Source organism: Deefgea sp. CFH1-16 (assembly GCF_016881365.1).
In the GTDB taxonomy this organism is placed as follows: domain Bacteria; phylum Pseudomonadota; class Gammaproteobacteria; order Burkholderiales; family Chitinibacteraceae; genus Deefgea.
Genome location: NZ_WLYT01000001.1, coordinates 799,536 through 816,408, shown reverse-complemented (window position 1 = coordinate 816,408; position 16,873 = coordinate 799,536). Strand labels below are relative to the sequence as shown.

The 16,873-nt window shown below is 43.8% G+C and carries 21 protein-coding genes, 1 tRNA gene and 1 pseudogene; 16 read left to right on the top strand and 7 right to left on the bottom strand.

From position 1 onward, the window contains the following. Nucleotide 1: 1 nt before the first annotated feature. From GKO28_RS04315 to GKO28_RS04300, 4 genes and pseudogenes are all read left to right on the top strand, one after another. Complete coding sequence (locus GKO28_RS04315; RefSeq protein ID WP_182075476.1) at nucleotides 2-442, top strand: GNAT family N-acetyltransferase; 441 nt, start codon at nucleotides 2-4, stop codon at nucleotides 440-442. A 5-nt stretch (nucleotides 443-447) separates the two neighbouring features. Then, nucleotides 448-2,358 carry a DNA primase gene (dnaG, locus tag GKO28_RS04310; RefSeq protein WP_182075475.1) on the top strand — a complete coding sequence of 637 codons (1,911 nt, stop codon included), beginning with the start codon at nucleotides 448-450 and terminating at the stop codon, nucleotides 2,356-2,358. Nucleotides 2,359-2,460: 102 nt separating this feature from the next. Then, nucleotides 2,461-4,405 (top strand): annotated as a pseudogene (gene rpoD, locus GKO28_RS04305) (RNA polymerase sigma factor RpoD). A gap of 15 nt (nucleotides 4,406-4,420) precedes the next feature. Further along, a tRNA-Ile gene (locus tag GKO28_RS04300) sits at nucleotides 4,421-4,497 on the top strand. A gap of 47 nt (nucleotides 4,498-4,544) precedes the next feature. Here GKO28_RS04300 and GKO28_RS04295 read toward each other — a convergent pair. The 4 genes from GKO28_RS04295 to GKO28_RS04280 are packed head-to-tail and all read right to left on the bottom strand — an operon-like array spanning nucleotide 4,545 to nucleotide 6,096. Further along, complete coding sequence (locus GKO28_RS04295) at nucleotides 4,545-5,270, bottom strand: tyrosine-type recombinase/integrase (protein ID WP_203563904.1); 726 nt, start codon at nucleotides 5,268-5,270, stop codon at nucleotides 4,545-4,547. After that, nucleotides 5,248-5,550 (bottom strand): hypothetical protein, encoded by a 303-nt coding sequence (locus GKO28_RS04290; RefSeq protein WP_203563903.1) that lies wholly within the window; start codon nucleotides 5,548-5,550, stop codon nucleotides 5,248-5,250. The genes GKO28_RS04295 and GKO28_RS04290 overlap by 23 nt, the downstream gene beginning before the upstream one ends. 1 nt (nucleotide 5,551) lies before the next feature. Then, nucleotides 5,552-5,797 (bottom strand): hypothetical protein, encoded by a 246-nt coding sequence (locus GKO28_RS04285; RefSeq protein WP_182075474.1) that lies wholly within the window; start codon nucleotides 5,795-5,797, stop codon nucleotides 5,552-5,554. After that, entirely contained in the window at nucleotides 5,794-6,096 is a 303-nt protein-coding gene (locus GKO28_RS04280) for a hypothetical protein (protein WP_182075473.1), read from the bottom strand. The genes GKO28_RS04285 and GKO28_RS04280 overlap by 4 nt, the downstream gene beginning before the upstream one ends. Nucleotides 6,097-6,546: 450 nt before the next feature. On the opposite strand from GKO28_RS04280, the gene GKO28_RS04275 reads away from it, so the two are divergent. From GKO28_RS04275 to GKO28_RS04235, 9 genes are all read left to right on the top strand, one after another. Then, a complete protein-coding gene (locus GKO28_RS04275) occupies nucleotides 6,547-6,855 on the top strand; it encodes a hypothetical protein (RefSeq protein ID WP_182075472.1) in 309 nt (102 codons plus the stop codon). Nucleotides 6,856-7,084: 229 nt separating this feature from the next. Further along, nucleotides 7,085-7,795 carry a replication endonuclease gene (locus GKO28_RS21095; RefSeq protein ID WP_182075471.1) on the top strand — a complete coding sequence of 237 codons (711 nt, stop codon included), beginning with the start codon at nucleotides 7,085-7,087 and terminating at the stop codon, nucleotides 7,793-7,795. After that, on the top strand, nucleotides 7,786-8,730 hold the full coding sequence (locus tag GKO28_RS04265; RefSeq protein ID WP_182075470.1) for a replication endonuclease: 945 nt from the start codon (nucleotides 7,786-7,788) through the stop codon (nucleotides 8,728-8,730). Before GKO28_RS21095 ends, GKO28_RS04265 begins: the two co-directional genes overlap by 10 nt. Further along, a complete protein-coding gene (locus GKO28_RS04260) occupies nucleotides 8,727-9,017 on the top strand; it encodes a hypothetical protein (protein WP_203563902.1) in 291 nt (96 codons plus the stop codon). The genes GKO28_RS04265 and GKO28_RS04260 overlap by 4 nt, the downstream gene beginning before the upstream one ends. A gap of 53 nt (nucleotides 9,018-9,070) precedes the next feature. Further along, on the top strand, nucleotides 9,071-9,289 hold the full coding sequence (locus GKO28_RS04255) for a hypothetical protein (RefSeq protein WP_182075469.1): 219 nt from the start codon (nucleotides 9,071-9,073) through the stop codon (nucleotides 9,287-9,289). Between the two features lie 143 nt (nucleotides 9,290-9,432). Further along, nucleotides 9,433-10,779 carry a hypothetical protein gene (locus tag GKO28_RS04250; protein WP_203563901.1) on the top strand — a complete coding sequence of 449 codons (1,347 nt, stop codon included), beginning with the start codon at nucleotides 9,433-9,435 and terminating at the stop codon, nucleotides 10,777-10,779. A gap of 53 nt (nucleotides 10,780-10,832) precedes the next feature. Next, complete coding sequence (locus GKO28_RS04245; protein WP_182075467.1) at nucleotides 10,833-11,126, top strand: DUF2523 family protein; 294 nt, start codon at nucleotides 10,833-10,835, stop codon at nucleotides 11,124-11,126. Beyond that, complete coding sequence (locus GKO28_RS04240; protein WP_182075466.1) at nucleotides 11,126-12,187, top strand: zonular occludens toxin domain-containing protein; 1,062 nt, start codon at nucleotides 11,126-11,128, stop codon at nucleotides 12,185-12,187. Before GKO28_RS04245 ends, GKO28_RS04240 begins: the two co-directional genes overlap by 1 nt. Beyond that, a complete protein-coding gene (locus GKO28_RS04235) occupies nucleotides 12,184-13,416 on the top strand; it encodes a type II secretion system protein GspD (protein WP_182075465.1) in 1,233 nt (410 codons plus the stop codon). Before GKO28_RS04240 ends, GKO28_RS04235 begins: the two co-directional genes overlap by 4 nt. 6 nt (nucleotides 13,417-13,422) lie before the next feature. Here GKO28_RS04235 and GKO28_RS04230 read toward each other — a convergent pair whose 3' ends face one another. The 3 genes from GKO28_RS04230 to GKO28_RS04220 all read right to left on the bottom strand — a co-directional run bounded on the left by GKO28_RS04230 (nucleotide 13,423) and on the right by GKO28_RS04220 (nucleotide 15,099). Continuing rightward, nucleotides 13,423-13,923, bottom strand: a complete 501-nt coding sequence (locus GKO28_RS04230; RefSeq protein WP_182075464.1) for a hypothetical protein — start codon at nucleotides 13,921-13,923, stop codon at nucleotides 13,423-13,425. An 85-nt stretch (nucleotides 13,924-14,008) separates the two neighbouring features. Next, on the bottom strand, nucleotides 14,009-14,623 hold the full coding sequence (locus tag GKO28_RS04225) for a hypothetical protein (protein ID WP_182075463.1): 615 nt from the start codon (nucleotides 14,621-14,623) through the stop codon (nucleotides 14,009-14,011). Between the two features lie 44 nt (nucleotides 14,624-14,667). Then, nucleotides 14,668-15,099: a hypothetical protein gene (locus GKO28_RS04220; RefSeq protein ID WP_182075462.1), complete on the bottom strand. Its 432-nt coding sequence runs from the start codon at nucleotides 15,097-15,099 to the stop codon at nucleotides 14,668-14,670. 175 nt (nucleotides 15,100-15,274) lie between these two features. Here GKO28_RS04220 and GKO28_RS04215 point away from each other — a divergent pair, with 175 nt between their 5' ends. From GKO28_RS04215 to GKO28_RS04205, 3 genes are all read left to right on the top strand, one after another. After that, nucleotides 15,275-15,778, top strand: a complete 504-nt coding sequence (locus tag GKO28_RS04215) for an HAD domain-containing protein (protein ID WP_182075461.1) — start codon at nucleotides 15,275-15,277, stop codon at nucleotides 15,776-15,778. Nucleotides 15,779-16,080: 302 nt separating this feature from the next. Further along, complete coding sequence (locus GKO28_RS04210) at nucleotides 16,081-16,461, top strand: type II toxin-antitoxin system RelE/ParE family toxin (RefSeq protein WP_182075460.1); 381 nt, start codon at nucleotides 16,081-16,083, stop codon at nucleotides 16,459-16,461. After that, entirely contained in the window at nucleotides 16,448-16,801 is a 354-nt protein-coding gene (locus tag GKO28_RS04205; RefSeq protein ID WP_182075459.1) for a DNA-binding transcriptional regulator, read from the top strand. The genes GKO28_RS04210 and GKO28_RS04205 overlap by 14 nt, the downstream gene beginning before the upstream one ends. The last annotated feature ends 72 nt before the right edge of the window (nucleotides 16,802-16,873 follow it).

Here is a 16,873-nt window from a genome sequence, read left to right as displayed (position 1 = left end):
TATGCAGTTACGGCGTGCAGATGAAGGTGATCTTGCCGCCATTTTGCGGCTATTGCGCGAGCTAAATCCTGACGATCCAGCCTTAAGTATTGAAGTGGCGGTTGCGAATTGGCGAGTGATGTTGGCTCAGTCGGGTTTGGCGGTGTATGTCGTTGAGCTTAATGGAGACTTGGTGGCAACCTGTACTTTACTCGTTGTGCCAAACTTAACGCGCAATGCACGTCCTTATGCGTTAATTGAAAATGTAGTCACCTTGTCGGCTCATCGTGGGCAAGGCTATGCACGTGCGGTGCTGCAGTTTGCACTGGCGCAAGCATGGCAGGCAAATTGTTATAAAGTCATGTTGTCGACCAGTGCGCGTAGCGAAGGTGTGCTGGAGTTTTATCGACGCTGTGGCTTTGTTGATGGCGTTAAAACTGGTTTTGTTGCGGTCCCGAGCTAAGGTATATGGCGCGAATTCCCGATGATTTTATTCAGGATTTATTGAACCGCGTTGATATTGTTGACGTGGTCGAGCGCTATGTGCCGCTAAAAAAGGCCGGCCAAAATTACATGGCCTGCTGCCCGTTTCACAAAGAAAAATCACCTTCTTTTACGGTTAGCCAAACCAAGCAGTTTTATCACTGCTTTGGTTGTGGGGTGCATGGATCGGCGTTAACTTTCATCATGGAGTTGCAGGCTTTAAGTTTTCCTGAGGCCGTTAGGCAATTGGCAGAGTCGGTCGGCATGCAAGTGCCGGTTGAAGATCGGCCACAATCGGCAGAACAAAAAAAAGTCCCCGGCATTTACGATGTACTGAAAGTTGCGTTTGATTTTTATCGGGCGCAACTCAAAACTGCACCAGCGGCGATTGAGTATTTCAAACGACGTGGTGTTGAGGGTAAAACAGCGGCTAAGTTTGGCTTAGGGTATGCACCTGGCGGCGATGATTGGCAGCCGCTTAAGGCGGTATACCCCGATTATGACTGGAATGTCACTTTAGCTGAGGCAGGCTTAGTGATTGATAAAGAAGAATCAAAGCGTCGCTACGATCGTTTTCGTGAGCGCGTAATGTTTCCAATTATGAATCAACGTAGTCAGATCATCGGTTTTGGTGGTCGGGTGATGGGGCAGGGTGAGCCTAAGTATTTGAACTCACCTGAAACGCCAGTATTTAGTAAGGGCCGAGAGTTGTATGGTTTGCCACAGGCGCGTACCGCAATTCGCGATCACAACCGAGCCTTGGTTGCCGAAGGCTATATGGATGTGGTGATGCTGCATCAGCATGGTATTGAGTACGCTGTTGCATCGCTAGGTACGGCATGTACGCCTGAGCATATTCGTAAATTGCTTAAATTGGCCGATGAAGTGGTGTTTGGCTTTGATGGTGATAAAGCCGGTATCAAGGCTGCATGGCGAGCGCTAGAAAATAGCCTGCCCGAAGTGAAAGACGGCAAAGAGCTAAAATTTTTGTTTTTGCCAGCCGAGCATGATCCGGATTCTTACGTACAGGAATTTGGTCGTGCCGCATTTGAGTCGTTGATTGATGAGGCGGCATTGCCTTTGTCGCAGTACTTATTAAAAGAATTGTCGGCACAGGTTGACCTAACGATGGAAGAAGGTCGGGCGCGTTTAGTACATATTGCACGTCCGCATCTTGATCAATTGATACAAGCCCCCATATTAAAGTTAATGCTCAGTAAACGGTTGGCAGAAATGTGCCAATTATCCACTGCCGAGTTTGCGTCGTTGACTGTTGCTCCGTCGGTGGATGTGCCGGTTTTTCCGGAGATGTCCGCAGACACCGCGTTTGATTCTGCGCCAGTTTATGATGCGTGGCAGGGTCAAGGCCAAGTAAAGCGGTCTTGGCAGCCACGTTCTAATGGCGGTTTTAAGCGCGGAGCAAGAGGTAAATCTTGGCGAGCAGAAGAAGATCGGCCACGCTTAAAGCCCGCCGCTCAGCACGATCCGTTGTTGCGTGTTTTGCAGTTGGTTTTATTTCGTCCGTCGATTTTACAAGGGCAGGATGAATGTGAATTGGCTTGGCCTAATGAGGGATTCAGTGGTTTGGTGCGTTGTGTATTGATGCGCGCTCGATTAGATGTCGAACTTCTAGGTGCTGAATTGGTCGAACGTTGTCAGGATCTACCGGGGTTTGCACGATTAGCTCCGATATTGAATGAATCACATCATTTATTTGATAAGTTTGACCAAGACGAATTGCTCATTGAAATTTCTAACTCATTGATGGCTGCTACGCAAAATTTTTCGCTAGGGTCTACACTAAGTCGGAAAGAAGAGCTTGATGCGCTCTCGGCCAGTCGCGGTTTGACTGATGAAGAATCGCAAGAATATTTGACGCTTTTGTTGCGTCGCTAGCTAAGTGAAGGGGTCAAATGGGCCCTTCACTTCCGATGTCGGGGACAAAACCCTTCGATGTCTGGTATAATTCTCGGTTTTGCTAGACACCCAAGCAGAGTCATGGCAGCAGATCAAAAACTAAATAAAGATAATCTTGAATTAAACGGCGGCAAACAGGCCGAGGAAAAACTCGACCCTGAAGAACGCAAAGCCAAATTTAAGACGCTAATCGTCCTCGGTAAAGAACGTGGTTACCTCACGTACGCCGAGATTAACGATCACCTCCCAGAAGACATGTTGGATGCCGAGCAAATCGAAGGCATTATCAGTATGATCTCCAATATGGGGATCCAAGTCTACGACGAAGCTCCTGATGCTGAAGATCTGTTGATGTCCGACGCGCCTGCCGCGGTGGCTGATGAAGATGCAGCGGAAGAAGCTGAAGCTGCTCTGTCTTCCGTCGATGCTGACTTTGGCCGTACAACGGATCCTGTCCGCATGTATATGCGCGAAATGGGAACCGTTGAGCTCTTGACGCGTGAAGGCGAAATTGAAATCGCCAAGCGTATCGAAGACGGCTTAAAGCACATGATCACGGCCATTTCAGCATGTCCAACGACGATTGCTCAAATTATTGATTTGGTCGAACGTGGTTTGAATGATGAAATTCGTATTGATGATGTCATCGACGGCTTTATCGATCCAAACGCGGTTGAAGAAGAAGAGACTGCGTTAGATTTGCCTGATCCTGATGCCGTGCTCGAAGAGAGTGATGGTGATGATGAGGAGGAAGAAGCGGAAGATGATGGTGGCGCCGCAGCTGCTAGTGCCAACCTAGAGCTACTTAAAACTCAAGCGCGCGAACATTTTGAAGTGATTAACGACCTTTACGGTCGGATGCTTGAGGCATTGATTGATCACGGCACAGCATCACCAACCTATATCTTGCTACAGCAATCGATTGCGATTGAGTTCCAGAAAATTCGTTTTTCTGCTCGTCAAGTTGAATCGCTATGCGATGTATTGCGCGGAATGGTCGATGATATTCGCACGCATGAACGCCAAATCATGGATTTATGCACGCGCCGTGTCGGTATGCCGCGTGATTATTTCATCAAAAACTTCCCTGGACGTGAAACTGATTTGACGTGGGTTTCGGAAGAAATCGCGGCAGAAAAAAGTTACTCCGGCATCATGTTCCGTTATAAACACGCGATCATGGAGCAACAGCAAAAACTCAACGAACTGCAAGAGTCAGCGCGTTTGAGTATTCGTGAGTTGAAAGAAATTAGCCGCCATATGTCGACGGGTGAAGCTAAGGCCAAACGCGCTAAGCGTGAAATGATCGAAGCCAACTTGCGTTTGGTGATTTCTATCGCCAAAAAAATACACCAACCGTGGTTTGCAATTCCTTGATTTGATTCAGGAAGGCAATATCGGCTTGATGAAAGCAGTAGATAAATTCGAATATCGCCGTGGTTATAAGTTCTCAACATATGCCACATGGTGGATTCGTCAGGCGATTACTCGCTCGATTGCTGACCAAGCACGTACGATTCGTATTCCGGTACATATGATCGAAACGATCAATAAGATGAACCGTATTCAGCGCCAGATTTTGCAAGAAACAGGTAACGAAGCAACGCCTGAAGAATTGGCTGAACGCATGGAAATGCCGGAAGACAAAATTCGCAAAATCCTTAAAATCGCCAAAGAGCCGATTTCAATGGAAACGCCGATTGGTGATGATGATGATTCACACCTCGGTGATTTTATTGAAGACGCTAATAATATGGCGCCTGCTGATGCTGCTGTTTATGCCGGTTTGCGTGAAGCGACCAAAGAAGTGCTTGATACCTTAACGCCACGTGAAGCCAAAGTGTTACGCATGCGTTTTGGTATTGATATGAGTACTGATCATACGCTCGAAGAAGTTGGTAAACAGTTTGATGTAACGCGTGAGCGGATTCGTCAAATTGAAGCCAAGGCTCTACGTAAGCTGCGTCATCCAACTCGTTCAGAAAGATTAAAGAGTTTTATTGAAAATAACGCCAGCGAACAGTAGAATAGCAATCCTTTCGGGCCTTTAGCTCAGTTGGTTAGAGCAGAGGACTCATAATCCTTTGGTCCACGGTTCAAGTCCGTGAAGGCCCACCAAAAATCAAGGACTTAGCTTCGGCTAAGTCCTTTTTTCTTGCCTACTGTCAACCAAGTGTCAACCGCGCCAGAGGGTTCAGGTTGCGAACTTCCTGCAAATGTTCCGGTGACAGGTGGGCGTAGCGCATTGTCATCTTCAAATCGCTGTGTCCTAGCACTCTTTGCAGCGTCAAAATATTTCCCCCATTCATCATGAAGTGGCTCGCGAAGGTGTGCCGCAGTACGTGCGTGAGTTGCCCAGCCGGAAGAGCAAGCCCAGATCGGTCTACGGCTTCTCGAAACGCGGAATAACAGTTCACAAATAGCCGTGCTCGCCCATCCTTGGCGAGCTGCTGAAGTTCAGTCTCTAGTTCAGCTGAAATCGGGATAGTGCGGTTTTTACCACTCTTTGTTACTGCGTATTCAATTGCACCTTGCCGAAGCTGTGTAGGCTTGAGCCCTTCTGCTTCGCTCCAGCGTGCACCGGTTGCGAGGCAAATTTGACTGACTAGTAAAGTGTCGGGGTTGCTACTTTCGGATAGAGCAGCAAAAAGCAGCTTTATCTGGTCATTAGCCAAAAAAGTTAATTCTTTCTCAACAATTTTAAAGCTGCGAATTTCGGATAATGGGTTTTCACTGTTCCAGTGGTTCAATCGCTTCAACTCATTGAACATGGCGCGTAAGTAGGCATGCTCACGATTGATGGCATTGGCTGAAATACCTGCTTCAAGTCGCTTGGACCGGTAGCGCGCGAAATCATCGGCTGAAAATTTATCTGCGACAGGATTGCCCAATTGCGTTAATGAGCAGCTGCAAGCGAGAGTGGGTATTCTTGCCCGCTCGAAGTTGCTGGCCGTGGTTGATCCACCAAATTTCAAGCAGCTCGGAAAGTTTACGTGTATCTCGTTTTTGGGGCTGCCAATCTGGTTCTTGCTGAACCTGACCTTTTACCCACGTTTCCCATGCAAGAGCCTCAGCTTTTGTGGAAAATGTCTTGCGGTAACGTTTGAAGCCTCTTCCCCCCGGTTGGATATCTACAATCCATCCGCCACTTGCATATTTCTTTATGGACATTTCAAAACCTTGGCAGGGAATTTAGTTTGCTGCCTTCTTCTACTTCGTTTGTTATGGCAATTACATCTTCTGATTCCCAGTTTGATTCAGCATCATTTAAAAAAGCAGAAATTTCCTGAGCACTCATTTTTTTCGCTGTACTGATAGAAGATGAATATTTCCTTGCCAGTTGAGAATTCACTTCAATTTTGTCCGGATCAATCCCGCTTACGTTGCACTCTTCATGCAATGAAATCTGCAACTTCAAAAATTGAGCGGTCCACGGTTTTTTTGCTTTGGTGTTCGTCGGTATTCATCGGCAGGGGGCCGTATCTGTCCAATTTCCGCATATGCAATACCGGTTGTAAGCCAAAGTGAAAATTGTGGCCAACGTTTGGCTGCAGCTTCAATCATGTCGCAAGTCGGCCTTTGGCGCTCACTTACTACTTTTCGCCATCGCTGGGCGGAAACTCCCGTTTCACTTTCAAGCTTTGACCAGAATCCGTGCGCTTGTGCTTCTGCTTTCAACACAACAATTAGTCGCTCTTCAATATTAGTTGTTGACAAATCGTCCTCCTTTGTATGAATATCGTCTTATTGAGACGATATTTAGGGTCTACTGAGAACATTATGAACCAGATTGTACAAGATGCAAGTGTCCCTCTATTGCCACCACCCGCCACAACTCCGGTTGTTACACGGCAACGTTTTGCTGAGTTAGTGGGTGTAACTCTTGATGTTGTTAATAAGTGGTGTGATCGAGGTTATCTTCCGACCGTTCCACTGGGGCGCTGGTCTTTGATTAATTTAGCTTTGGTGAATGAGCGCTGCTTAGATAAGGAGTTCAAGACACTGGACACAAATATTGTGAGCCTTCGTGCTCATCGCACTGATGACGCAGCCCGGAGCGCGTGAGCGCGAGGACTGCGGCAGCAGATGCAATGAGCGGTATTAGTAGTTTTATTTCATTACCTTTATTTCACGTTTATTACCCATTTTTTCAAAAGGATTTCAGTCATGAGTGCCCCACAAGAAACCAAAGTGATTGTAAATAAAGCCCTTTTATGTGGACGAGTAAATGCAGTGCGTAAGTCTGATGACACTGTTTATACCGAGGTTATTCTTCCTTCTGCTGATGAATACAGTCAACCAGCAACGATTGAAATTCGTAGCAAAAAACGTCTTGGACAAATCGGCGAAACGGTTCAAATCAATGTGAGTTGCGGCGGCTACCGTGGCAAGCCATTCAATTATCAAGACAAGGATACCGGCGAACGTTTTACCCGCCGTCCGGTGGTCAATTCTTATATGGCTATCGAGGACTAGAAATGGCCTCCTCTTCTGATTTCTTCCACCCTGAAAAAGTTCAGCAGCGGCAAGCTGCGAGTAAAGCTGCTTTTTGTTGATGGCGTGCTGAAAAAAGATTCACTCATCACTGCATCCATATTTACGGAATCAATGGCAAGAACTTCACGATACCGTCAATGAGCCAGCAGCAAATCTTTGGCTTCGCCAATATCGTGATTCGCTAAGTACTATTCCGTTCTCACCGGATTTGGCGGCAGATGATGCCGATTTAAAAGCATTGGCAAAAAAACGGGCAAATGAGATGAAAGAGGTCTATGGACGCAATCGTTTGGGTTTTGCTGGTGGGGAAATCAGCGCTAGTTCAGCGCAAGGGGAGATGAAGTTTTTGGCTGGAGTCATGGATATTAATAATTTATCCATTCGCTTAAATCCAGTTGGTCAGAATTCTGAAGAAGTGGCTGCTGAAAAAACAATTAAATATGCATTACAGAAATATCTAGCTCCCGTTGATAGTGAAGAGCAGGAAGGGGCGATCTTACGTTTAATGGATTCTGCGTGGTGGACAAGAAAATTACGTGTTCATCAAAAGCAAGCGCTTGAGCATGAGCGAATCAAAGCAGGTTTAGTAAATAAATCATTGTCAGCTTATGTTTCGGATTCCGAGTTGCTGCGCTTTAGATCTCAACGTTTAAGAAACAAAGAAATGTTGGCGACTACGATTGCTGTTAATGATTTAGGGCAAGAGTTTACGCTTGCTGACTTAGTTGCTCGTTCTGTATCGAATCCGCAACTCAGGATTGCGGAGTTGATGACGCGTGTTGCTGGCATTGAAGAAATTGCTCAAGGGGCAGGGCACTGTGGTTTGTTTATTACACTTACTTGCCCTTCTAAATTTCACGCACAAAAACTAGTTAATTCTGGCAAGTGCCAATTAGCAATGATAAATATTTGGAATTAGCTTCAAGTCCAAAGCAGGCCCAGGAATATTTGTGTGAAACGTGGGGATTGCTTCGAACAGCGTTATCAAATCGCGGAATAGAGATTTATGGTGTTCGTGTTGCTGAGCCACATCATGATGGCTGCCCGCATTGGCATTTACTTATTTTTGTCGAACGAAAACATCGCGGAGTGTTTGTGCGTTTATGCCGAAGGTATTTTCGCGCAATGGACAAAGATGAACCGATGGCATGGAAACACAGATTTAATGTTAAAGATATCGATTGGAGTCGCGGCAGTGCTGCTGGCTATCTTATTAAATATATTTGTAAAAACATCGACGGCCAAGGAATGGTTGATGTGCAGGGGTTTGCTGAGGCTGATTTTGATTCTGACTTAAATATTGTTAGTGCGGCCGAGCGCGTTAATGCGTGGTCATCTTGTTGGGCGATTCGTCAGTTTCAATTTGTCGGAACTCCTCCAGTTGGCGTATGGCGTGAGTTACGTCGAATTGACGGCGAAATTAGTGAAGAATTTACTGCAGCAGCAGATGCAGCTGATCACGGCGATTGGGCTGAATTCACAAGGATCATGAAGGTTGATCGTAAAGTTTTATTAAAAAAAGATAATGGATTAAATAAATATCGCGAGCCTGTAGAAAAAGTGAAGGGACTTATTGATGTTGCTACAGGAGATTCAATTATCACGCGCGAGCGCGAATGGGAATTGGTTTTTGGGGGTGTTTCTGATTTTGAACTTCCTCGGACTAGTGTCAATAACTGTACTCTCAATCAATCCATTGAATTTAATAAAAAAAATATACCTTCATTTATTGATTTAAATAATAAATTGGCAGTTGCCAATTGCGCAGAATTCGATCATATGAATTTGAAGCCAAGAAGTTGCGGCAATCAAATGATCAGGGCGATGAGTCAGCAAATGGAGCGTGTCACATGAACGCTGGCACGGTTGCAAATGTGCTGGTGTGCGTTCCCACTACAGCTACACCCACTCAAATTCAGCAGCAAATTTGTCCAAAAATTGGCAGCCAGTTTTATCAGCCACGTCAAACACAGGCGTATTTATTGGATACATCACAACAAAATAACTTTGAAGCTGCCTTTGCTCAATTCGATTATGGATATGCATCGGCTATTTGGGCTATGTCATTTTCAACAGTCATAGGCTTATATTTTGTTAGTCATGGAATTGGCTTAGTTATTGGCATGATTCGTCGTGGCTAATCGTAGTAAAGCGCGCTGAGCGTTTTCTCAGTATTTTAAATAAAGGATGAAAAATGAAATTACTTAAAAAAGCAGGATTGTTAGTAATTGCCGCTGTTTTGGCTCCAGTAACATTTGCTGCTGGAACAGGCCCAGATTTAACCGCTTTAACAAGCGCTGTTGACTTTGGTACTGTAATTACCGCTCTATTGGCAATCGCCGGAATGCTGGCTGGCGTTTATATCACAATCAAAGGTGCAAAAATTGTGATTGGTATGATTAAAGGCGGTTAATATCTGTTGATATTTAAAATTGGTGCGGCGAAAGTCGCATCAATTTTTTGGAGTGCTTGAAATGACAATAAATCAGTTATGGTATTTATTTATTTTTGCATGGGGCATTGTTTGTGCATGGGCTGCAATATCTGGATTTAAAAATGATGTTTAAATTGCAGAAATTAATAATTGTATTTTTTGTTTTATTGTTTTCAAAAAACATTCTAGCTGGCATGGCGCTTCCAGTTAGTCCAATGCAGAGGGTTTTCTCGGCGGGTGTACAAATCAAGGCAGTAAAACGGGGGTTCGCAGTTAATGATCCGAGGTTCGGGGCTACTCTTAATTCTATGTCTCTGGGGGCAGCCAGCGTTGCTGGAACAACTGCTGCAGCTGTCGTGGCAGGAGCTATTACAGCCCCAGCTTGGGCTACGGTTGCGATTGCTGCTGGTGTTGGTGCTGTGGTTACTGTTGGAGTTACGCTGGCGATTAATGGAGTTGTAGACTGGCTATTCTCACCTGATCAAAAAGATGCTACCCCAATTACCCAAAAGAAAAAAATACAACCGAGCGGTTCACCTTCAACAACTGGTGGATTAATTGCTGGCGGAGCCTATTGGAAAACAAACAATTACATGGCTTCAGATGCCATGTCCACAATTCAATCTGCTTTTGCTGACACATATAACTCAACATATGCAAATTTTACTACTTATAGTTTTTATCTAGATGGATGTGCAGCCGATTCTTCTACCACCTTCAACTGTATTGTGAAACGTGTTTCAAAAGCAGATGGTACTGCCACGAACTATTCAAATTTCCGTGCCTCATATTTTGCAAGTGGCGCGCCTCGTAATTGTCCTCAAGGGCAAGTATCAAATGCTACTTCTTGTGTTGCACCGCAGACTGTTCCTGATAATGCACCAGATAATTTAAAGCTATCTGCACAACAGGCAATTAATAATTTATCACCAGTTGAATTAGCAAAACCACTATCACCTGAAATTGTGGCTCCGCTTGCTGATAAGCTGTGGCGAGATGCTGCTGCTCAGCCGGGTTATGCCGGTTTGCCATACTTGGCTAATGACCCAATAACAGCGCAGGAGCTTGACGTGTGGCGGCAGCAAAACCCACAAAATTGGCCGACAGTACAGGATTTTGTCGCACCTCAGCCAGCAACAAACCAACCGTGGACTTTGCCAATTGCTCCAACGTCAACTACGCAAGACCCAAGCCAAAATCCATCACCGAATACGAATCCGGCGGCCAATAATCCCTTGCAAAACCTTGGCCCTGATCCAAATATTGGCACCCCTAATTTGGAAGCGACTCCGACAGCTCAGCAGATTTTGCAACCTCTATTTAATTTATTCCCAGATTTTCGATCTTTTGTCATGCCTTCTCATCAATCCGTATGCCCAAAGCCGTCGTTTAATGCATTTGGTTCAACATATATTCTGGAGTCGCATTGCAACATTGCAGAGGAGCAGCGCTCATTTTGTTTTCCGTGATGGGAGCTGTTTGGTTGTTGGCTGCGGCAATAATTATTTTGAGGGCTTGACGCATGTATGGGATTTTACTATCGGCTCTAAATACAATACTTGGATTTGTTATTAGATCAATTATTGTTAAGTTTGTTTTGTTTTTCGGATTGTTTTTTGTCGTTACTGAATTTATACAAGTTTTGATCGGCTCAGGTTTGTTGCCGCATGCAAATTCAATTTCGTCTTCTCTTGGTGCTATTCCTGCATCTGTTTGGTATTTTTTAGATTTGTTCAATGTGTCTGCTGGAGTGCCATTAATTCTTTCTGCCTATGTTACCCGATTTATTATTCGCAGAATTCCGGTGATTGGCTAATGGCAATTAACGTTTATGCTGGATTGCAAGGGTCAGGGAAATCATTTGAAGTTGTTTCGTCGGTCATCCTTGAGGCGATTTCCAATGGTCGTCGTGTGGTTACGAATGTCGCGGGGATAAATGAAGATAAAATCCATGAGTATCTAATAAATAATAAAAATATAGAGTCAGATAAACTCGGTCACATTATTCATGTAACAAATGAAAGAGTATCACAGGCTTGTTTTTTTCCTGATGAAGAAAAACCTGATTTGGAATCTGTTGTCGAAGGTGGTGATTTAGTTGCCATTGATGAGGCTTGGCGTTTCTGGGGAACGGACAATGGTAAGTTAAGTCATGAGCATATGCAGTATTTTAGAATGCATCGTCATTATGTTCATGAAAAGACAGCGGTTGCATGCGATGTTGTTTTGATGACCCAAGATGTAACTGGGTTACACCGTAGTGTTAAAAATGTAATTGAATTCACATTTCGGATGCAGAAGCATAAAAGCCTTGGCTTCTCAAAAAGGTATCGTGTCGATATCCATGAAGGGTGGAAATTAAATAGCAAAACGCGTATTGATACCCGCCAAAAAAGTTATGATCCGAAAATATTTCCATTGTACCAATCCTATACAGGTGGTCAGGGTCAAGAAACGGTAATTGATAAACGCCAGAATATCTTTGCAAATAAAACGTTATGGGTTTATGCCATATTTCTAATTATTTTGATGCTTATTTCTGGCGTTGCAACGTGGCGTTTTTTTCATCCTCCTTCTACGTCTAAACCTAGTTCACTTAAGGATTCCATTGCGGTATCCACGTCTGCAGTTCCTTCTGTTATTCCGCCCAAGGAAAAGCAGCTTTTTTCTGAAAATTGGCGTGTCGTAGGATCATTTGAAACTGATGGTGAACGCTGGTCTGTTGTTGTCGATAATTCAGGTCGATTGCGGGTGGAGTCGCCGAGCATATTTCATGCTAGCGATATTGCCATGATCGGTGAAATTGATGGTGAGCGAGTTACACGATTTTCCGGATCGCCTTTAAAAGCAATCATTCAGACTGAGGCGGTAAAATGAAAAGAGTATTTTTTATCATAATCCTGTTTTTGTCGACGACAGTAAATTCAGCCCAGTTAAAGCCTGTTAAATTCGATTTTCAACAGGTCAGTGTCGCTCAGGTAGTGGGGCTTGTATATTTGCAAGCATTACATCAGCCGTATGTTATTTCGCCAGATGTGCTGCGTGATGAACGTGTTGTTTCATTTCGGTTTGAATCAGAGAAAGGAGATCTTCGCCAATTTTGGCGAGCTTTTCTTGAGTCATTGGGCATTGCCGTAGAAACATGTAATGGCATTGATTTTGTATCATTAAAAAAGCAAGAAATTGCAGCTGAAAATTATGATGTATTTGTTTATCAGCCGAAATATCGCTCATTACCATATTTAGTTGATTTGCTTAGTGCGGTTTTTCGTAATGGTGCATTTTCTGTGCAGCGATCCGTGAAGACGCTGCCAGGGGAGCAGACTCCATCCAATCCACCTCCTGCATCTGCAGCTGGGCTTATACAGAATCAACAGTCAGATACGCTTCTTTTTCAAGGGACTGCTGATGAAATTGCAAAATTAAAGCGACTATTAGCATCGGTTGATGTTTCAACTGGCGAGGTAATGGTTAGTGGCGCAATTTATGAAGTTTCAACGACTAAGACTGAAGGATCAGCATTCTCACTTGCTTTGAATTTGCTCGGCGGAAAATTTTCGATAAAACTTGGCGTAAAAGCCCTAGAAAACACAATTCAGTTTAGTAATTCAAGTGTTGATGCTGTCCTTTCTGCTCTTTCTACGGATACCCGTTTTAAAATCGTAACCTCCCCGCGTCTGCGTGTGCGTTCAGGAGCATCGTCACGATTGATGGTGGGTAGTGAGGTGCCGATTGTTGGCGCGGTCAGTTATCCCAATGGAAGCGCTGCGCCGGTGCAGTCCGTTGAATACAGATCGGCAGGTGTTATTTTTGATATAAGTCCAGCGGTTAGGCAGAGCGTGATTGATGTTGATTTAGCGCAGCAGTTATCTAATTTTGTGAAAACAGAAAATGGCGTCAATGACAGCCCTACCTTGATTAAGCGTGAAATTCGGACATCTGTCAGCATGGCTGATGGTGAGGTAATTTTGTTGGGAGGTCTTTCGGAAGAGAAAGAAACGATAGGCCAGACGGGGCTTTCATTTTTACCACGCTGGCCATTTTCCAAGACTGGAGACAAAGGTAGAACGGAGTTTTTATTAGTTTTGCAATTGCAACGCATTTGAAATTTATTAGAACAATGGTCTATTTTTGCAAGAAGGAATTTTATTTTTCTCCATCCTTTCTTTTATTTTGGACTCTATCTTTTCAATTTGCTTTTCTTCCCTTTCTTGGCGGTCGATATCGAGTTTTCTTAAATGTCCGATTGCAACAGTTGATGTGATAATAGTAGTTGCTGCAGCCCAAGTGTATGGCTTAGTAAATAATTCTCGCAATAGATTGTATTCACTCCATATAAATTGGGTGCCTAGACCAAAAATAGGCAAGGTTTCATTGAAAAATACTGCTAGTGCACCAATTAGTAGTAGTGTGGTTGCTATTCGACCTAGAAAATGAGCCATGATCATCGTTATCTCAACGATTGTTTCAGTGAATTTTATTGAGTCCATTGAAAGTCCCATCGCGACCGTTAATATTTTTTCTGTCGCCTCTTTTAGCCAGCTTGGGAAAAAAACTAGATAACCAATTATAAACATTGGCACTACAAGTGCTACTATTTCAAAGGTTGACATTTTTATTTTTTCCTTTTTGTTGTATGTTTTTAATTCGTATATGTACGTATATCGTTCTGAATCGTATTGTTTATATTAAAATAACTCATACATTAAAAATGGCATTAAACTTTGAATGCCATTCCTTTGCTCTGGCCTCTGTCATCGGAAAGGTTAGGCGTGGATTGTTTTCATCTGCGACCTCAATAACAAAACAAAACCCTTGTTGGTGTTCTGTTTTCTCAAAAGTTGGCGCTTGCATAGTTGTTCCGGGAAGCCTGTTCCCCAATCCTGAAAATTGCATTTTATTGACATTTGTCCATTCGTAATTCCATGAAAGAAGATATGAAAAGTCCCGCAATAAATATTCTTCTGTGCTTGTATTGCAAATAGCGATTTTTCTATTGTTCTTGTCAAAAACAAGAAATGCAGGGCTTGGGTAGCCCAGCATATTTTGAGGATTCAGGTTTAATCCCTCTTGTTTATTTATTTTTTCAATAAGTGTTCGTGCCTTACTTGCTAATGTTTGAAGAAATCTTATTGAGAAAAAACAAATAGCCGTGGCCGCAATAAAGAAGGCAAACGTTGATCCTCTTCTAGCGTCTGATACAAGTATCAGTAAGGCCAAAGAACCGATCGATGCAATTGCTGAAAAAAGCCCAACAGGAACGGCTAAATTTCCGAGAGCTGTTACTCCTGCTGTACGAGCTAATCCTGACATTTTTATTTCCTGAAATTGATTAATAAAATTGCATGCAATAAAACTTATTTTTTAACTGTGCAACTTAAGGAAACAACATTGTGGTCACGAATTGCTGCGCGTAATTGACCATGTTTTGTATCAAGCTGATAATCACCAGCAAGTGGTTGAAGCTTTGCCGCTTTACCTACTTCATCAAGTTTTGCGCCCGGTATATTTGAGATGTAAATCTCAACATCATCATTGCTAATGTTTATTTGAGTTACTTGCAGTCCGAATACGTTTATAGGTGTGCTGAGCGTGTACACCTCGTCTTTGGCCTTTGTGCCTAGTGTTGCAAGCGCCTTTTGTACTGTCTTGTATTTTCCCTTGGGCAACTCGCAAGAAAGCGCCTTTTCAACGGTTGTTGCGGCCGCAAGCTTGGCATCAGCAGCGTAAGCACTTATGCCCGCACATAAGAATGCGGTAACAAGGGCTAGTTTCATAATTGCATTCATAACTTGCTTTCCTTACGTGACTTGTTGGGGGGTAACGTAGGGTATTGCTTTATTTCTTTTGTTACAAGTTATGCGGAATTTTTTAGAAAGAAAGTCAACACGTCAAGGAAGGGAAAATGTTCTCCGCTTACATTAAGCACATGGGGTCGTGTGCGGCTGATTTCATTGGAATACCATGATTTTGTTCCTTGATTTTGATGGCGTACTTCATCCCGATTCTGTATTTTTAGACACTAGTCGGTGTCCTGTATTGAAGGGGAGCGGCGCGCTTTTCATGTGGGCAGACCTGCTTAGTCAGTCACTTCAAAAGTACCCTGATGTACGAATTGTTTTGAGTACAAGCTGGGGGCGCTGGCTTGAATATATTCCTGTGCGGGGATGTCTTCCGCCTTTGCTACGTGAACGAGTTATAGGTTCAACATGGCATCATGTCCGTTGCGTGTCCAATTACAACCGAGGCTTGCCATATTCTTACTGGAGCACTGCAAGTCGGTATCAGCAAATTAAGCGGTGGGTCGATTTTTATCGGATTCAGAACTGGCTAGCTATTGACGACCATGGTGAGCATTGGGGCGAAGCAGACCTAGATAAACTGATTCAAACGTCAAGTGACACAGGCTTATCCGCGCAGCATGTTCTGCTTCAGTTGCAAGACCGCCTGAAACGCAATGAAATCTGAGTGTTTATGCGTGACTATAGTCCATACACGGTGATTGCTAATGTGTCGATATAGCCAAATTCTGGCATAGGAGCTGGTCAAAAGATGGTGAACGGTCTTTTGTTCACTATTTTTTGAGTAGCCGACAAGCGAAGCGCGGCAGTTTATGCGTGTTGATGTGATATTGGTATTAAAAAAACATAATAAAATCAAAGAGTCTGAGCGTTTATGCGTAGATCTTAGCCCGTCATGAATACTGATCTTCCTCATTGATTTTCTGTATCCTTCTTGTTTTTTGGTAGCACCAAGTGCTACTATAAAGTATGTCAAATTTATCAGAATCCTGTGCGCGTGCCTTTAAAACGGCATGGTTTGCCAAGGCCGCAAAAAAAGCTCATATATCCGACACCGAGCTGTGTGATGCCATCCGGCAGGTGCTGCAAGGTCAAGCTGATGATCTGGGCGGTGGCGTTTATAAGAAGCGTCTGAACAGCAATATGCATCGTTCGATTATTTTGGCTAAGGCGGGTCGATATTGGGTATACGAATACTTGTTCGCCAAGAAAGACCGCGCCAATATTGAAGCCGATGAACTGGCTAGTTTTCGCTTGCTTGCCAAGGCTTATGAAGGGATGACGAACAGCCAGCTTGTACAATTATTGCAAGACAAAGACTTGATGGAGATATGCCATGACAAAACCTAAATTCAAAAGCGAAGCTTTCGCGGTTATCCATGGATCGGCCAGTGCTTTGCTTAAAGTCGGTGCGATTGATAAAGCAACCATGCGTACTTTTAATGACTCCTGTTTTGCTGTACCGCTTGAGCTGGAGCCTGCCAAAATTAAAGAGTTGCGCGAACTCAACCATGTCAGCCAGCCTGTGTTTGCCCGCTACCTGAACACCAGTGAATCGACAGTGCAAAAATGGGAGTCAGGCGCAAAGCGCCCTAGTGGCATGGCTTTGAAACTACTGGAAGTGATTCAGAAACATGGATTGCAAAAATACTTGCATGATGTTCAACTGAAGTCAGGGTTTTGCAAGTAATTATAGGTGTGAAACTTTGTTTTTCCTTGCACTGTCTCGAAAGTTTATGTTGTACTAGCGCGGGTATCTTTA

Bases quoted from the DNA above. Each gene is read 5' to 3' on its own strand.
- GKO28_RS04315 (WP_182075476.1), top strand. From the start codon at position 2: ATGCAGTTACGGCGTGCAGATGAAGGTGATCTTGCCGCCATTTTGCGG.
- dnaG (WP_182075475.1), top strand. From the start codon at position 448: ATGGCGCGAATTCCCGATGATTTTATTCAGGATTTATTGAACCGCGTT.
- GKO28_RS04290 (WP_203563903.1), bottom strand. From the start codon at position 5,550: ATGTCCATAAAGAAATATGCAAGTGGCGGATGGATTGTAGATATCCAA.
- GKO28_RS04275 (WP_182075472.1), top strand. From the start codon at position 6,547: ATGAGTGCCCCACAAGAAACCAAAGTGATTGTAAATAAAGCCCTTTTA.
- GKO28_RS04260 (WP_203563902.1), top strand. From the start codon at position 8,727: ATGAACGCTGGCACGGTTGCAAATGTGCTGGTGTGCGTTCCCACTACA.
- GKO28_RS04255 (WP_182075469.1), top strand. From the start codon at position 9,071: ATGAAATTACTTAAAAAAGCAGGATTGTTAGTAATTGCCGCTGTTTTG.
- GKO28_RS04250 (WP_203563901.1), top strand. From the start codon at position 9,433: ATGATGTTTAAATTGCAGAAATTAATAATTGTATTTTTTGTTTTATTG.
- GKO28_RS04245 (WP_182075467.1), top strand. From the start codon at position 10,833: ATGTATGGGATTTTACTATCGGCTCTAAATACAATACTTGGATTTGTT.
- GKO28_RS04240 (WP_182075466.1), top strand. From the start codon at position 11,126: ATGGCAATTAACGTTTATGCTGGATTGCAAGGGTCAGGGAAATCATTT.
- GKO28_RS04235 (WP_182075465.1), top strand. From the start codon at position 12,184: ATGAAAAGAGTATTTTTTATCATAATCCTGTTTTTGTCGACGACAGTA.
- GKO28_RS04230 (WP_182075464.1), bottom strand. From the start codon at position 13,923: ATGTCAACCTTTGAAATAGTAGCACTTGTAGTGCCAATGTTTATAATT.
- GKO28_RS04225 (WP_182075463.1), bottom strand. From the start codon at position 14,623: ATGTCAGGATTAGCTCGTACAGCAGGAGTAACAGCTCTCGGAAATTTA.
- GKO28_RS04220 (WP_182075462.1), bottom strand. From the start codon at position 15,099: ATGAATGCAATTATGAAACTAGCCCTTGTTACCGCATTCTTATGTGCG.
- GKO28_RS04215 (WP_182075461.1), top strand. From the start codon at position 15,275: ATGATTTTGTTCCTTGATTTTGATGGCGTACTTCATCCCGATTCTGTA.
- GKO28_RS04210 (WP_182075460.1), top strand. From the start codon at position 16,081: ATGTCAAATTTATCAGAATCCTGTGCGCGTGCCTTTAAAACGGCATGG.
- GKO28_RS04205 (WP_182075459.1), top strand. From the start codon at position 16,448: ATGACAAAACCTAAATTCAAAAGCGAAGCTTTCGCGGTTATCCATGGA.